Here is a 15,998-nt window from a genome sequence, read left to right as displayed (position 1 = left end):
TGGGCGTTAAACCCGGCGACCGTTTTGCGGTCCATTGCAGTCCTGTTCCTGATCGAGAGTTGCCCCATGAGCACGCCCAACGTTGAAGCCGTGAAACTGGATGAACTGAACTGCTGGCGCATCCGCCACGGTCAGGCCGAATTGCTGGTGGCCCAGCAAGGCGCGCACATCCTCAGTTATCAATTGGCTGGCGAACCGCCGCTGATCTGGCTCAACGACGAGGCGGTGTTCAAGACTGGCAAGAGTATCCGCGCCGGCGTGCCGGTGTGCTGGCCATGGTTCGGCAACCTGTCGCGCAACCCGCAGAGCGTCCAGGCCATGCGCGTCAGCCAGGAACCGTCGACCGCTCATGGTCTGGTGCGGGCGATGGACTGGGAACTGGGCGGCATCGAAACCGAGGGCGAAAGCCTGAAAGTGGAATTCGTCCTGCCCTACCCCGAAGGCGGTCTGCCGGGATGGCCGCATCAGGTGGACTTGAAACTGAGCATTCGTCTGGATGAGCAGTTGCATATCAGCCTGACGAGCGAAAACAAGGGCGCCGAACCCGTCACGATCAGCCAGGCATTGCACAGCTATTTCGCGGTCAGCGATGTGCGCAACGTGCACGTTGAAGGGCTGGATGGCTTGAGCTATATCGAAACGCTGGACGACTGGAAAACCGTCACCCAGACCGGTGATCTGCGTTTTACCGGCGAGACCGACCGCATCTATCTCAATACCCCACCGAAGCTGAGCATCGTTGACCCGCACTGGGAACGACGCATCGAACTGACCAGCAGCGGTTCGCGCTCTGCGGTGATCTGGAACCCCTGGATCGACCGCGCCGCAGCGTTCAGCGACATGGCCGACGATGGCTGGCAGCGCATGCTATGCATTGAAACGGCGAATGTGATGGGTGATGTGGTGACGCTGGCACCAGGAGTGAGCCACACCCTGGGCGTGAGCATCGGTAGCAAGCCTTTATAGCAACACCGTAAACCAATGTAGGAGCGAGCCTGCTCGCGATGAGGCCATAACATCCAACATCAATGTTGACTGTTAAACCGCCATCGCGAGCAGGCTCGCTCCCACAGTTGGTTAGTGCCGACCTGACTGGCGCGCTACAAATCCGACTCTTTGACCACCCGCACCTGCGCGGCATCCAGCGCATACGCCGCATCCGCCAGGTCGTTGTTGACCTTCTCGATCTTCAGCGTGCCGGTCACCCACAGCGGCGTGTAGATGTCATTCAGCTTCAAGCCTTTTGGATAACGCACCAGCACCAACTGGTTAGGTGGCGGTGGCGGCACGTGGATGCAAGCGCCGGGATACGGCACAAGGAAGAACAGCGTGCTGTGACCCTTGGCGTCGGATTCCAGCGGTACCGGATAACCGCCAATGCGGATGTGTTTGTCGTTCATCGACGGCACGGTTTTGGTCGAGTACATCACCGCCGGCAAGCCCTTGCTCTGCTTCATGCCACCCTTTTGGGTAAAGGTGCCGTTGGCTTCGGGGGAGTTGTGGTCGATTTCGGGCATGGCCTCGAGGGCTTTCTGGTCCGACTTGGGCATCAGTTCGAGCCAGTCGGTTTCCGGCAGTTCGCCGGCATGGGCCAAACCACTGCCCAGGAAGAGAAGAGTCAGCAGAAGACGGCGCATGAAAGTGCTCGGCAAAGGATAGGACAATGTGACGATGGCAACGCCAAGCATTCTAGCCCTCTCCGACGATGGCGCAGAGAGGGCTTTGTCACTTCAATCAGGTCCTTTTTTTGATCAGGCCGTAGATCACCAGCAATACCACCGCGCCCACCAGCGCACCGATGAAACCTGCGCCTTCGCCAGCGCGGTAAATGCCCAGGGCCTGGCCGCCGTAAGTGGCCGCCAGCGAACCGCCGATACCGAGCAGGATGGTCATGATCCAGCCCATGCTGTCATCGCCCGGTTTCAAGAACCGAGCCAGCAGGCCGACGATCAAGCCGATAAAGATGGTTCCGATAATTCCCATGACATTTCCCTCTGAATGATTTGGTGAGACAGGACACCTAGCCGAAGCCTAGACAGACTTTGGCATCCTGCCATCAGAGAACGGCGGCCCCTGAAGGTTCCGCCGCTGCCACATGAAACTATTCGGCGATGAGCGCTTCGACCTTGAGGATCTGCGCAGCCAACGTCTCACGGTCTGCACAGCGCAGATTGGCGTGACCGACCTTGCGGCCGACCTTGAAAGCCTTGCCGTAGTGATGCAGATGGCAGTCGTCGATCGCGATCACTTTTTCTACTGGCGGCACGACACCGATGAAGTTGAGCATCGCGCTCTCGCCGACCTTGGCCGTCGAGCCCAGCGGCAGACCGGCGACGGCCCGCAGGTGGTTTTCGAACTGGCTGCACTCGGCGCCTTCAGTGGTCCAGTGCCCGGAGTTGTGCACGCGCGGGGCGATTTCGTTGGCCTTGAGGCCGCCGTCGACTTCAAAGAACTCGAACGCCATAACGCCGACGTACTCCAGCTGCTTGAGCACCCGGCTGGAGTAGTCTTCAGCCAATGCTTGCAGCGGGTGGTCGGTACTGGCCACGGACAGCTTGAGAATGCCGCTGTCGTGGGTGTTGTGAACCAGCGGATAGAACTTGGTTTCGCCATCGCGAGCACGCACGGCAATCAGCGAGACTTCGCCAGTGAACGGCACGAAGCCTTCCAGCAGGCAGGCAACGCTGCCCAGCTCGGCGAAAGTGCCAGCCACATCTTCAAGCTTGCGCAGGACTTTCTGGCCCTTGCCGTCGTAACCCAGGGTGCGGGTTTTCAGCACGGCCGGCAGACCGATGGAAGCCACGGCGGCATCCAGATCGGCTTGCGACTGGATGTCGGCGAACGCGGGAGTTGGAATCCCCAGGTCCTTGAACATGCTCTTTTCGAACCAGCGATCGCGAGCGATGCGCAGCGCTTCGGCGCTCGGGTACACCGGGACGAATTGCGACAGGAATGCCACAGTTTCGGCCGGGACGCTTTCGAACTCGAAGGTCACCAGATCGACTTCATCGGCCAACTGACGCAGGTGATCCTGATCGCCGTAATCGGCCCGCAGATGTTCGCCCAACGCGGCTGCACAAGCATCCGGCGCCGGGTCGAGGAAAGCGAAGTTCATGCCCAGCGGAGTGCCCGCCAGCGCCAACATGCGACCCAACTGGCCGCCACCGATTACACCGATTTTCATCGTCAACAACCTCAGGCGATGCGTGGGTCTGGATTGTCCAGGACGCTGTCTGTCTGCTCAGCGCGGAATTTCTTCAACACGGTATGAAATTGCGGATGCTTGGCGCCCAGGATGCTCGCCGAGAGCAGCGCTGCGTTGATTGCGCCGGCCTTGCCGATGGCCAGGGTGGCAACCGGAATGCCTGCCGGCATTTGCACGATAGACAGCAGCGAATCGACACCCGAGAGCATCGACGACTGTACCGGCACGCCCAGCACCGGCAGGTGGGTCTTGGCCGCACACATGCCTGGCAAGTGGGCCGCGCCACCGGCACCGGCGATGATCACCTCGATGCCACGGGCCTCAGCCTCTTCGGCGTACTGGAACAGCAGGTCCGGGGTGCGGTGGGCAGAGACCACTTTCACCTCGTAAGGGATGCCGAGCTTTTCCAGCATATCGGCGGTGTGGCTAAGGGTGGACCAATCGGACTTGGAGCCCATGATCACGCCAACCAGTGCGCTCATCGTCGTGCCTCTTCTCTCTGGGCGCCCGCAGGCGCGTCAAAAAACAACAAGCCACGCAGAATGCGTGGCTTGATTGTACGAAAAATGGCCGGACGAACCGGCCGAAGGCCGCGCAGTATACCTCAATGAAGCAGATAAACAGCCCCCGATGCGACCATCTGTCATACGGCGCAAAGTGCCGGTTTTATTGACCTCAAGGTCAATCAAATCCACCACAAATCCCTGTGGGAGCTGGCTTGCCTGCGATGAGGCCGGCATAGCAAACAATGATGTTGCCTGACACGCCGCAATCGCGGGCAAGCCCGCTCCCACAGGGTTCTTCGTTGTCTTCAAGAAACGGGGGTGGTTTGGGCCGCACCGCCTTCAAGCTTGCGCCACAACAACCGCACGTTCGCCTTGCGCACCAATGCGCAGCGGTACAGACGGATCTCCAGTGGCACATGCCATTGCGGGCCGCCGCAGACCACCAACTCGCCGCGAGCCAGTTCGGCGCGCACGCTCAGTTGCGGTACCCAGGCGATGCCAAGGCCTTCCAGCGCCATGCTTTTCAGGCTGTCGGCCATGGCGGTTTCGTAAATAGTGGTGAATCGCAGCGCCCGCTGGCGCAACAGCATGTTCACCGAACGTCCAAGAAACGCACCGGCGCTGTAGGCCAATAGCGGCACGCTGGCCTCGCCTTCCAGGTCGAACAACGGTTTGCCATCGGCATCGGCGGCGCAGACCGGGAGCATTTCGGTGTCCCCCAGGTGCAGCGACGGGAAAATCTCCGGGTCCATTTGCATGGCCGCATCCGGGTCGTAAAACGCCAGCATCAGATCGCAGCCGCCTTCGCGCAATGCATGCACGGCATCACCAACGTTGGTCGCCACCAGTCGCGTGGCGATGTTCAGCCCTTCGTTGCGCAACTGCGCGATCCAGCGCGGGAAGAAACCCAGCGCCAGGGAGTGAGCGGCGGCAACCTGCATCACCTCGCCCTGCCCGCCCTCCAAGTGATGAAGGTGACGCAGCACTTCACCCAGCTGTTCAACCACGGTTCGCGCGGTGACTAGAAAAAGCTGTCCCGCCGCCGTCAGCTCAACCGGCGTGCGGGAGCGATTGACCAGAGTCAGCCCCAGCGCGGCTTCGAGGCTGCGGATCCGCCGACTGAATGCAGGCTGGGTCACGAAGCGTCGTTCAGCCGCCTGGGAGAAGCTGCGGGTGGCGGCCAGAGCACTAAAGTCCTCGAGCCATTTGCTTTCCAGATTCATCACGCCCCTCCCGGACACGCACCAATTTAGGTCACACGCTCGCCGCACGCGCGGCGTCACATGGGCATTATGCCGAATGTGCATAGGCTAGTGTTTAACAGCATTGGCCCAAAATTATTCACAAGCCTAGCATTTGCGGTGTTCCGGCACAGACCGGGTCCCTATCGAGATGATTTCTATCATGTCCTCCGCTGCATCTTTCCGCACAGAAAAAGACCTGCTTGGCGTACTCGAAGTACCTGCTCAAGCGTATTACGGCATCCAGACCCTGCGAGCGGTGAACAACTTCCGTCTCTCCGGCGTTCCGATTTCGCATTACCCGAAGCTGGTTGTCGGCCTGGCAATGGTCAAACAGGCCGCCGCTGACGCCAACCGCGAGTTGGGTCACCTGAGCGAAGCCAAGCACGCTGCCATCAGCGAAGCCTGTGCCCGATTGATCCGCGGCGATTTCCACGAAGAATTCGTGGTGGACATGATTCAAGGCGGCGCTGGGACTTCGACCAACATGAATGCAAACGAAGTCATCGCCAACATCGCGCTGGAGGCCATGGGCCACAGCAAGGGCGAATACCAGTACCTGCACCCGAACAACGACGTGAACATGGCGCAGTCGACCAACGACGCCTACCCGACCGCGATCCGTCTGGGTCTGCTGCTGGGTCACGACGCGCTGCTGGCCAGCCTCGACAGCCTGATCCAGTCGTTCGCTGCCAAAGGTGAAGAATTCAGCCACGTTCTAAAGATGGGTCGTACCCAGCTGCAAGACGCCGTGCCGATGACCCTGGGCCAGGAATTCCGCGCCTTCGCCACCACCCTGAGCGAAGACTTGGCGCGTCTGAAGACCTTGGCACCTGAGCTGCTGACCGAAGTGAACCTGGGCGGCACCGCGATCGGTACCGGCATCAACGCCGACCCGCGTTACCAGGCCCTGGCCGTTCAGCGCCTGGCTCTGATCAGCGGTCAACCGCTGGTTCCAGCCGCCGACCTGATCGAAGCCACTTCCGACATGGGCGCCTTCGTGCTGTTCTCCGGCATGCTCAAGCGCACCGCGGTCAAGCTGTCGAAGATCTGCAACGACCTGCGCCTGCTGTCCAGCGGCCCACGCACCGGCATCAACGAAATCAACCTGCCAGCGCGTCAGCCAGGCAGCTCGATCATGCCAGGCAAGGTCAACCCGGTAATCCCGGAAGCCGTGAACCAGGTTGCGTTCCAGATCATCGGCAACGACCTGGCCTTGACCATCGCTGCCGAAGGCGGCCAGCTGCAACTGAACGTGATGGAGCCGCTGATTGCGTTCAAGATCTTCGACTCGATCCGCCTGCTGCAACGCGCCATGGACATGCTGCGCGAGCACTGCATCGTCGGCATCACCGCCAACGAAGAGCGCTGCCGTGAACTGGTCGAACACTCGATCGGCCTGGTTACCGCGCTGAACCCGTACATCGGCTACGAAAACGCCACCCGCATTGCCCGTATCGCGCTTGAAAGCGGCCGCGGCGTGCTGGAACTGGTGCGCGAAGAAGGCTTGCTCGACGAAGAAATGCTCGCCGACATCCTGCGCCCGGAAAACATGATTGCTCCGCGTCTGGTGCCTTTGAAGGCTTAACCGAACGCAGGCTCTTTTGAAGAGCACGCTCACCAGGTCGAGGGACTAGACACCTCTCACCTTTTGAGGGCTTGGGGATTTGTTCCCTCAAGCCCTTTTTTTTAACTCTTTTGCGGATTTTCCGAACATGTTGAATGTTTTAAGTGCCGCCAAGATCGCAGCCTTCGGCAGCTCCTACAGGGTTTGACGTACCCGTAGAAGCTTTCGAAGGCTGCGATTTTTTGATCTTGCAGCTACCTCGTTTCGTCGCTTGCACCACAATCGTGCAGACGGACGGCACTCTCCTTATGTATAGTGCCGGCCCTCTTCGCGTGAGCGGTCGTCGTTAACGAGACCCAAACCCATGCGAAACCCGAACTAATAAAACCCGCGATATGGAACCGGAACGAACCTCGATCCACTTGTTGTGCCACGCGCAAGCCGGTGTAACGCGATGTGTCGGTCCATCCAGTATCTGCACACACAAAAAATAGCGAGGAATAATCCATGCTCGAAGTCATCAACGACTTCCTCTCAGGGAAAGTACTGATCGTGCTCATTGTCGGGCTCGGTAGCTACTTCACGATCCGCTCGCGTTTCGTTCAGTTCCGCCATTTCTTTCACATGTTCGCGGTGTTCCGTGACAGCCTCAAAAGCAGCGCTGGCCAGCTCAGTTCCTTCCAGGCCCTGATGCTCAGCCTCGCCGGCCGCGTCGGTGCGGGCAACATCGCTGGTGTCGGCATCGCCGTGACCCTTGGTGGCCCCGGGGCGGTGTTCTGGATGTGGGTGACCGCGTTGGTCGGCATGTCCAGCAGCTTCTTCGAATGCTCCCTCGGCCAGCTCTACAAGCGCTGCGACTCCGAAGGCCAGTTCCGTGGCGGCCCGTCCTTCTACATTCAACACGGCCTGCAGAAGCGCTGGCTGGGCATGATCATGGCGTTCCTGCTGCTGATCACCTTCGGCTTCGCCTTCAACGGCCTGCAAGCCCATGCCGTGACCCACTCGCTGAACAACGCGTTCGGCTTCGACACCACTTACACCGGGCTGGCCCTGGCGGTGTTACTGGGTCTGGTGTTCATCGGCGGGATCAAGCGAATCGCCAAGGTCGCTGACCTGCTGGTACCGGTCAAAACCCTGGCCTACATCGGCGTGACCCTCTACGTGATCGTGCTGCAGTTCGACCACGTTCCAGGCATGTTGATGACCATCGTCAAAAGCGCCTTCGGTCTGGACCAGGCGTTCGGCGGCCTGATCGGCAGCGCCATCGTCATGGGCGTGAAGCGCGGCGTGTTCGCCAACGAAGCAGGCCTGGGTAGTGCGCCGAACGTGGCCGCCGTGGCCTCGGTCGAGCACCCGGTCTCGCAAGGCGTGGTTCAGGCGTTCAGCGTGTTCCTCGACACCTTCGTGATCTGCACCTGCACCGCATTGCTGATCCTGCTGTCGGGCTTCTACACCCCGGGCTTTGAAGGTGACGGCATTGCCCTGACCCAGAACTCCCTGGCTGCCGTGGTCGGTGACTGGGGCCGGGTATTCATCTCCGTGGCCCTGTCATTGTTCGTGTTCACCTCGATCCTCTACAACTATTACCTGGGCGAGAACAACCTGCGCTTCATGATCGGCGAAAACCGCAAGGTGCTGATCGGCTATCGCGCGCTGGTACTGGTGTTGATTTTCTGGGGTGCCATCGAAAACCTCGGCACTGTGTTCGCCTTCGCCGACATCACCATGACCATGCTGGCATTCGTGAACCTGATCGCGCTGTTCCTGCTGTTCAAGGTCGGCATGCGCATCCTGCGTGACTACGATGACCAGCGCGCTGCCGGCATCAAGACCCCGGTGTTCGATTCGAGCAAGTTCCCGGATCTGGACCTGGACCTGAAAGCCTGGCCAGCCAATCCGGCAGCTGCCACTCCACAGGCAGACGCCGAGCCGCAAGGCGTTACCGCAGCGCAACGCTGATCGGTAAAAAACCGGGCGCATCCCCTGCGCCCGGCGTGACACAGCTTGCGACCGGCGTCATGCTCGGTCGCATGTTGTGGCAGCTTTTTTGATGCTGCCGTTTTGGTTCGAGCTTGAGACCACATCGCTGCCATCGCGAGCAGGCTCGCTCCCACATCGTTTTCGGAGAACCTCCATGAATTCCTCGACTTTTCCTGCTGCCCAGCACGTCATGGTGCTCTACACCGGCGGCACCATCGGCATGCAAGCCAGTGCCCACGGCTTGGCCCCGGCGTCCGGTTTCGAAGCGCGGATGCGCGGATATCTGCACAGCCAGCCTGAGCTGGTAGTGCCGCAGTGGCGCTTTCGCGAGATGTCGCCGCTGATCGACAGCGCCAACATGACGCCCGCCTACTGGCAGCAATTGCGTGAAGCAGTGGTCGACGCCGTTGATGTCCAGGGCTGCGACAGCGTGTTGATCCTGCATGGCACCGACACCCTGGCCTACAGCGCCGCAGCCATGAGCTTTCAGTTGCTCGGCCTGCATGCCCGCGTGGTGTTCACCGGCTCCATGCTGCCGGCCGGCGTGACCGACAGCGATGCCTGGGAAAACCTCAGCGGTGCGTTGGTTGCTCTTGGCCAGGGCCTCGCACCGGGCGTTCATCTGTACTTCCACGGCGAACTGCTCGACCCGACCCGTTGCGCGAAGGTTCGCAGTTTCGGTCGTCATCCATTCAAGCGGCTGGAGCGTCAGGGCGGCGGCGTGAAGGCGACTTCCGTGCCGGCGCAGCTGAACTACAACCAGCCTAAACAGCTGGCGAAGGTCGCGGTGTTGCCGCTGTTCCCAGGCATCGGTGCCGATCAACTGGATGGCCTGCTCAACAGCGGTATTCAGGGTCTGGTGCTGGAATGTTATGGCAGCGGTACCGGGCCAAGCGACAACCCCGAGTTTCTCGCCAGCCTGGAACGGGCGCGGAACAAAGGTGTGGTGGTGGTCGCGGTGACGCAATGTCATGAAGGTGGTGTGCAGCTCGACGTGTATGAGGCGGGCAGCCGCTTGCGTGACGCCGGTGTGTTGTCCGGTGGCGGCATGACTCGCGAGGCGGCATTCGGCAAATTGCAGGGGTTGCTGGGCGCAGGGCTCGAGACTGCTGAAGTTCGGCGGCTGGTTGAACTCGACCTGTGCGGCGAACTTATCTGATCCGACAAAAAACCCTGTGGGAGCGGGCTTGCCCGCGAAAGCGGTGGTCCAGTCAATGGAGATGCATCGAATGCACTGGCCTCTTCGCGGGCAAGCCCGCTCCCACAGGATCGTCGTTGGGCATATAACTTGCTCACCTCCAGCTACTTAACGGCTGGAACCACCCATGCTCCACTCCCATCTCACCACCCTCAACGCCGTCTCCCTCGTGCTCAATACCTTCAAGGCTGAAGGCCTGTCCAGCGAGGCGTTATTGGCCGGCAGCGGCATCAGCGCGGCGGATCTGAGCCGGGCGGACACGCGCCTCACCACCAACCAAGAGATGTTGGTTTGCGCCAACGCCGTCGCGTTACGCCGCGATATCGGCCTGGAGTTGGGCCGGCGGATGCACGTTTCGTCCTACGGCATGCTTGGGTATGCCTTACTCACCAGCGCCACTTTAGGTGACGCGTTGCGGTTGGCGCTGCACTATCCGGCGCTATTGGGAACGCTGTTCGAGTTGAGCCTGGAGGAAGATGGCGAGCGCATCTGGCTCACCGCCGGCGACTATCGGGAAAATCCGGCGCTGGCGCCGTTCAATGTCGAGTTTTGCCTGGTCTCGATGAAAGTCACCTGTGAAGACCTACTCGGCCATCCTCTGCCTCTACTCGGCGCCCGCTTCGAACACCCGGCGCCGGACTATCAGGCGCGCTACGCCGAGCGTTTCGACTGCCCCTTGCAGTTCGATGCTGCGTCCAATGCCTTTGCTTTCGACAAACGCTGGCTTGAACAACCCCTGCCTCTGGCCGACGCCATCACGCACCAGGCCATGGCCGAGCGTTGTCGCAAGCAAAACACCGAGTTCACCGGGCGTCAGGCCTGGCTCGGGCGTATCCGCCAACTACTCGCGGCGCAACTGAGCGCGGCGCCGGGCCTGGATGGGCTGGCCGAACAGCTGAACTGCTCGGCGCGCACCCTGCGGCGACATCTGAAGGACCTGGGCTGCAGCTATCAGGAACTGCTCGATGAATTGCGCTTTGAGCAGGCCAAGCGAATGCTCTGCGAAGATCAACTGCCGATCTATCGGATTGCCGAGGCATTGGGGTTCAGCGAGACCGCGAGCTTCCGCCATGCGTTTGTGCGCTGGAGTGGTGTGGCGCCGAGTCAGTTCCGGCCGCACCGATAACCCCTGTGGGAGCGGGCTTGCCCGCGAAGAGGTCAGTACATTCGACGCATCTCCATTGATTGGACCACCGCTTTCGCGGGCAAGCCCGCTCCCACAGGTTTGGCATTCCAAGCCAATGTTGAAGCGCCGACGTGCCATTAAGGGGCGAATTTCGGTCAAATCTTTTGGCCATATTGATCCCCTTTTGGCCTTTCCTGCCGTTCTCCCAAACGCCGCCCGCCGCAAGACTGTGTTCAACCGAATCAGCCTGCGGAGAACAAGAATGCTGACGATCTACTCGGACGATCACCACCTGCACCACGGCCGTTGTGAATTGATGGACGGGCAATTGATGCCCTGTTTCGAGATGCCCTCGCGGGCCGACCATGTGCTGGCACGCGTGCAGTACCGCCGCCTGGGCCCGGTCGAGGCGCCGCTGGATTTCGGTCTCGGACCGATCGAGCGCATCCACAGCCGCGATTACCTCGACTTCTTCAAAGGGGCCTGGGCGCGCTGGACCGAATTCAATACCGACGGCGACTTGCTGCCCTACACCTGGCCGGCCCGCACCTTGCGTCGGATCATGCCCACCAGCCTGCACGGCCAGCTCGGCTATTACAGTTTCGACGGCGGCGCCCCGATTACCGCCGGCACCTGGCAAGCGGCGTATAGCGCGGCGCAAGTTGCCCTCACGGCCCAAGCGGTGATCCAGCGCGGGGCTCGCAGTGCTTTCGCCTTGTGTCGTCCACCGGGGCACCATGCCGCCAGCGATTTGATGGGCGGTTATTGCTACCTCAACAACGCGGCCATCGCCGCTCAGGCATTCCTCGATCAAGGCCACAAAAAGGTCGCGATCCTCGACGTCGATTACCACCACGGCAACGGCACCCAATCGATTTTCTACGAGCGTAGCGACGTGCTGTTCACCTCGATCCATGGCCATCCGGAAGCCGAGTTTCCGTTTTTCCTCGGCTACGAAGACGAACACGGTGAAGGCCCGGGCGAAGGCTTCAACTTCAACTACCCTTTGCCCGCCGGTTCAGGCTGGGACCGTTGGAGCGCGGCGCTGGAGCAGGCCTGCAAAGAGATCGAAAAGTACGGTGCCGACATCATCGTCGTGTCCTTGGGTGTCGATACGTTCAAGGACGACCCGATCTCCCAATTCAAACTCGACAGCCCGGATTACCTGGCGATGGGCGCGCGCATCGCGGGCCTCGGCAAGCCGACACTGTTCGTGATGGAAGGCGGTTACGCGGTGGAAGAAATCGGCATCAATGCCGTGAACGTTCTCGAAGGTTTCGAAAGCGCCCAATGAGGAATTAGAACAATGAATCGACTCAAGCGCTTTATCGCGCCAACGCTCTTGCCCACAGTGCTATGCGCCACGTTGCTCAGTGGTGCGGTGCACGCTGAAGAACGCACATTGCGGGTGTACAACTGGTTCGACTACATCACCCCCAAGGCGCTGGAAGATTTCAAGGCGCAGAACACCCAGACCAAACTGGTCTACGACATCTTCGACACCAACGAAGCGCTGGAGGCCAAGTTGCTGACCGGCAACTCTGGCTACGACGTGGTGGTGCCGTCCAACGTGTTCCTCGCCAAGCAGATCGAAGCCGGGGTGTTCCAGCCGCTGGACCGCAGCAAACTGCCGAACTGGAACCACCTCGATCCGAAGCTGATGAAGTTGATCGAAGCCAACGACCCGGGTAACAAATTCGCCGTGCCGTACATGTACGGGACCATTCTGATCGGTTTCAACCCGGACAAGGTCAAAGCAGCGTTAGGCGACAACGCACCGGTGGACAGCTGGGACCTGATCTTCAAGGAAGAGAACATCAGCAAGCTCAAGCAGTGCGGCGTAGCCCTGCTCGACTCGCCGTCAGAGATCCTGCCGCTGGCCCTGCAACACCTGGGCCTGGACCCCAACAGCAAGAAGCCGGCGGACTACGCCAAGGCTGAAGCGCTGCTGATGAAGATTCGTCCGTACATCACCTATTTCCATTCGTCCAAGTACATGGCCGACATTGCCAACGGTGACATCTGCGTAGCGGTCGGTTACTCCGGCAGCTTCTCCCAGGCCGCCAACCGTGCCAAGGAAGCCAAGAATGGCGTGATCGTCGACATGCGCCTGCCCAAAGAAGGCGCGCCGATCTGGTTCGACATGCTGGCGATCCCCAAAGGCGCGAAAAACCCGGAAGACGCCTACACCTTCATCAACTACTTACTGCAACCCCAGGTCATCGCACCGGTCAGCGATTTCGTCGGCTACCCGAACCCGAACAAGGACGCCACGGAAATGGTCGACCCGGCGATTCGCAACAACCCGAACCTGTACCCGACAGAAGCGGCAATGAGCAGCCTCTACACCCTGCAACCATTGCCTCGCGATGCCGAACGGGCACGGACCCGCGCCTGGACCAAGATCAAGTCCGGCACCTGATCCGGGTGGCGCGGCTCACACCGGGCTCCAGATCTCTTTGAGCCTCGCCAGTGCCGATTCGATAGCCGTCTCCGGCACTGCAGCGAACCCCAGGACCAGCCCCGCGCGCTGGTCCTCGGGGAGCGTCGTGTCTGGCAGCCAATAACTGCTCAAACCATTGACCTCCACCCCGACGCTGGTGGCTTGTTCGATCAATTCGCGCTCACGAGCCACGCTGTCGACACGTACCGTCAGGTGCAAACCGGCCGCCACACTGGGCAGCTTACCGACGCCCGGGATATCCACAGGCCAGCCATTGAGCAAGACGTTACGCCGACTCAACGCAGCACGGCGCATACGCCGGATGTGTCGCTGGAAATGCCCGGCCGCCATGAACTCAGCCATTACCGCTTGAGTGCTGACCTCCGAGTGCCGCATGTCCACCGCACGACGCTGGGAGAACGCCTCAACCAATCCGGGCGGCAACACCAGGTAACCCAGTCTTAATGCCGGGAATGCGACCTTGCCGAAGGTTCCGACATACAGCACTCGCCCCTGCCGATCCAGTGCAGCCAACGGCGCCAGCGGCGCGCCGCTGTAACGGTATTCGCCATCGTAGTCATCCTCGACGATCCAGCCTTGGGTGCGTTCGGCCCAGGCCAACAATTCAAGACGTCGCGCCAGACTCATGACCACCCCGGTCGGGTACTGATGCGACGGCGTGACGTAAGCCAATCGACAATCGCTGAGCCCCGCCAATTCGGTGCAATCAATGCCCTCACTGTCCACCGCTATCCCGTGCAATCGCGCGCCGGCTACAGCGAACGCATGACCCGCCGCTTGATACCCCGGATTTTCAATGCCCACCCCGTCGCCAGGCTCCACCAGCAACTGTGCACAAAGGCTAATCCCCTGTTGCGCGCCACTGGTGATCACTATTTGCTCAGCCGAGCACTGCATGCCCCTAGAACTGCGCAAATACGCAGCAATCAGCCCTCGCAATCGTGCATCACCCGCTGGGTCGCCGTAACACAGTTTCTCTAAATCCGGCTTACGCCAGAAAGCCGCGTTCAGCTTGGCCCAGACCTCGAAAGGAAATAGATCGAAGGCTGGAACGCCGACACGAAATGCCCGAGGTGGACCACTGGGAGGCAAGGTCAAATGGTTCTTTTCAACCCGGTCCAGAGCACCGCTGTGGATAACTTTACTGGATGAAACCACAGGTAAATCCAGCCAATTTGTGGATAAGGCTGTGGGTAACCCTGTTGAAAACCCTGTGGATACTTTTGTGGATAATTTTTTCACCGACACCGCGGCTTGAGGCAATTGCGCGACATAAGTCCCGTCGCCAACACGCCCCTCGATGAAGCCCTCAGCGTAAAGCTGATCGTAGGCACGGACCACGCTGTTACGGGAAATCGATAACGCCGCCGCCAAATCTCGACTGGCTGGCAGTCGTGTGCCGCTGGCCAGTCGTCCGTCGAGCACTCGCACCCGCAGCGCCTGATAAAGCTGACGACTCAGGCCCTGACGGCGGTCGAGTTCGATACCTGCGGGATTGAACGACGAGGGAAGCGGCGGATTCGACATAGTAATGGACCTATGAAATTGGTCATTAATGGCTCTTACAACAGACCAATAGCCTGCCTAGGATGCAGGCATTCGCCAAGGAAATTTTCCATGTACACGCCCAGCAATTTCGCCATCGATGATTTGAATGAACTGCATCAGCAGATACTCGGCACTCGCCTTGCTGTTTTGGTCACCCACGGTGAGCAGGGCCTGCAAGCCAGTCATCTGCCGCTGCTGCTGAATGTCGACCATGGCCCGAATGGCACCCTCTACGGGCACTTCGCCCGGGCCAATCCACAATGGCGGGAATTGCAGAACGGCGCCGAGGCGCTGGTGATTTTTGCCGGTGCCGATGCTTACGTCAGCCCGGGGTTTTACCCGAGCAAAGCCGAGCACGGCAAAGTCGTGCCAACCTGGAACTACGTCGCCGTACACGCCTATGGCATGGCCGAAGTGTTCGCCGACGCCGATCGCCTGCGCAATCTGGTCAGCGCTCTGACTGATCGTCATGAAGCCGGTCGCACCAATCCTTGGAAAGTCGCCGACGCCCCCACCGACTACATTGATGGCATGCTCAAGGCCATCGTCGGCTTTGCCTTGCCGATCCAGCGTCTGGAGGGCAAGCGCAAGCTCAGCCAGAACCGCAATGCTGCAGACATCGCCGGTGTGCGCGAGGGGCTGGCCGCCAGCCCTGATGCGCACGACCAGGCCCTCGCCCACTTGATGCGTTAAGGAACCAACATGAGTCAGATCGACATCCGCCAGGTCACCACCGACGATCACGCTGCCTGGCTGCCGTTGTGGCAAGCCTACTTGCGCTTCTACAACACCGAATTGCCCGACGCAGTCACCCAGAGCACCTGGCAGCGCCTGCTCGATCCGAGCGAACCGACCCATGCGGCGCTGGCCTGGGCCGATGGCAAAGCGGTGGGCATGGTGCATTTCATCTACCACCGCTCGAACTGGAGCATCGAAAACTCCTGCTACCTGCAAGACTTGCTGGTGACACCAGAAACACGCGGCACCGGTGTCGGTCGGCAACTGATCGAATTCGTCTACACCACGGCCAAGGCCGATGGCTGCTGCAAGGTTCATTGGCTGACCCACGAAACCAACGCCACCGCGATCCAGCTATATGAGCGCATCGCCGAGCGTCCCGGTTTCATCCAGTTTCGCCACGCCCTATAAGGTTCAAGGAGAGC

Annotated in this window: 15 protein-coding genes; 9 read left to right on the top strand and 6 right to left on the bottom strand. The window is 60.4% G+C overall.

What is annotated here, in order from left to right; all coding sequences use genetic code 11:
- Window positions 1-66 precede the first annotated feature (66 nt).
- Window positions 67-966 carry a D-hexose-6-phosphate mutarotase gene (locus JFU11_RS15390; protein WP_201061145.1) on the top strand — a complete coding sequence of 300 codons (900 nt, stop codon included), beginning with the start codon at window positions 67-69 and terminating at the stop codon, window positions 964-966.
- Between the two features lie 134 nt (window positions 967-1,100).
- On the opposite strand, the gene JFU11_RS15385 is transcribed toward JFU11_RS15390, so the two are convergent.
- The 5 genes from JFU11_RS15385 to JFU11_RS15365 all read right to left on the bottom strand — a co-directional run bounded on the left by JFU11_RS15385 (window position 1,101) and on the right by JFU11_RS15365 (window position 4,934).
- Entirely contained in the window at window positions 1,101-1,637 is a 537-nt protein-coding gene (locus JFU11_RS15385; protein WP_038983567.1) for a DUF3299 domain-containing protein, read from the bottom strand.
- 97 nt (window positions 1,638-1,734) lie between these two features.
- Window positions 1,735-1,983 carry a GlsB/YeaQ/YmgE family stress response membrane protein gene (locus tag JFU11_RS15380; RefSeq protein WP_007896499.1) on the bottom strand — a complete coding sequence of 83 codons (249 nt, stop codon included), beginning with the start codon at window positions 1,981-1,983 and terminating at the stop codon, window positions 1,735-1,737.
- A gap of 118 nt (window positions 1,984-2,101) precedes the next feature.
- Complete coding sequence (locus tag JFU11_RS15375; RefSeq protein ID WP_123720149.1) at window positions 2,102-3,184, bottom strand: 5-(carboxyamino)imidazole ribonucleotide synthase; 1,083 nt, start codon at window positions 3,182-3,184, stop codon at window positions 2,102-2,104.
- Between the two features lie 11 nt (window positions 3,185-3,195).
- A complete protein-coding gene (gene purE, locus JFU11_RS15370) occupies window positions 3,196-3,687 on the bottom strand; it encodes a 5-(carboxyamino)imidazole ribonucleotide mutase (protein ID WP_003196369.1) in 492 nt (163 codons plus the stop codon).
- Window positions 3,688-4,016: 329 nt separating this feature from the next.
- On the bottom strand, window positions 4,017-4,934 hold the full coding sequence (locus JFU11_RS15365) for a LysR substrate-binding domain-containing protein (protein WP_038980569.1): 918 nt from the start codon (window positions 4,932-4,934) through the stop codon (window positions 4,017-4,019).
- A 181-nt stretch (window positions 4,935-5,115) separates the two neighbouring features.
- Between JFU11_RS15365 and aspA the strand changes: the two genes are divergently transcribed.
- The 6 genes from aspA to JFU11_RS15335 all read left to right on the top strand — a co-directional run bounded on the left by aspA (window position 5,116) and on the right by JFU11_RS15335 (window position 13,245).
- A complete protein-coding gene (gene aspA, locus JFU11_RS15360; RefSeq protein WP_052966087.1) occupies window positions 5,116-6,540 on the top strand; it encodes an aspartate ammonia-lyase in 1,425 nt (474 codons plus the stop codon).
- 486 nt (window positions 6,541-7,026) lie between these two features.
- Complete coding sequence (locus JFU11_RS15355) at window positions 7,027-8,478, top strand: alanine/glycine:cation symporter family protein (protein ID WP_201061144.1); 1,452 nt, start codon at window positions 7,027-7,029, stop codon at window positions 8,476-8,478.
- A 175-nt stretch (window positions 8,479-8,653) separates the two neighbouring features.
- A complete protein-coding gene (locus JFU11_RS15350) occupies window positions 8,654-9,658 on the top strand; it encodes an asparaginase (protein ID WP_123720147.1) in 1,005 nt (334 codons plus the stop codon).
- Window positions 9,659-9,824: 166 nt separating this feature from the next.
- Window positions 9,825-10,823, top strand: a complete 999-nt coding sequence (locus JFU11_RS15345; RefSeq protein WP_201061143.1) for an AraC family transcriptional regulator — start codon at window positions 9,825-9,827, stop codon at window positions 10,821-10,823.
- Between the two features lie 262 nt (window positions 10,824-11,085).
- Window positions 11,086-12,117, top strand: coding sequence for a histone deacetylase family protein (locus tag JFU11_RS15340; protein ID WP_201061141.1), 1,032 nt, complete (start codon window positions 11,086-11,088; stop codon window positions 12,115-12,117).
- Between the two features lie 12 nt (window positions 12,118-12,129).
- Window positions 12,130-13,245 (top strand): polyamine ABC transporter substrate-binding protein, encoded by a 1,116-nt coding sequence (locus JFU11_RS15335; RefSeq protein WP_123720143.1) that lies wholly within the window; start codon window positions 12,130-12,132, stop codon window positions 13,243-13,245.
- Window positions 13,246-13,260: 15 nt separating this feature from the next.
- Here JFU11_RS15335 and JFU11_RS15330 read toward each other — a convergent pair whose 3' ends face one another.
- Window positions 13,261-14,814, bottom strand: a complete 1,554-nt coding sequence (locus JFU11_RS15330) for a PLP-dependent aminotransferase family protein (protein WP_123720142.1) — start codon at window positions 14,812-14,814, stop codon at window positions 13,261-13,263.
- A 90-nt stretch (window positions 14,815-14,904) separates the two neighbouring features.
- Here JFU11_RS15330 and JFU11_RS15325 point away from each other — a divergent pair, with 90 nt between their 5' ends.
- Together JFU11_RS15325 and JFU11_RS15320 are read left to right on the top strand one after the other, a co-directional pair.
- Entirely contained in the window at window positions 14,905-15,528 is a 624-nt protein-coding gene (locus tag JFU11_RS15325) for an FMN-binding negative transcriptional regulator (RefSeq protein ID WP_201061140.1), read from the top strand.
- Window positions 15,529-15,537: 9 nt separating this feature from the next.
- A complete protein-coding gene (locus JFU11_RS15320; protein WP_095052345.1) occupies window positions 15,538-15,984 on the top strand; it encodes a GNAT family N-acetyltransferase in 447 nt (148 codons plus the stop codon).
- Window positions 15,985-15,998 lie beyond the last annotated feature (14 nt).

Origin of the sequence: Pseudomonas sp. TH37, assembly GCF_016650735.1 — a bacterium.
Lineage (GTDB): Bacteria > Pseudomonadota > Gammaproteobacteria > Pseudomonadales > Pseudomonadaceae > Aquipseudomonas > Aquipseudomonas farris.
This window is presented reverse-complemented; position numbering and strand designations above follow the sequence as displayed.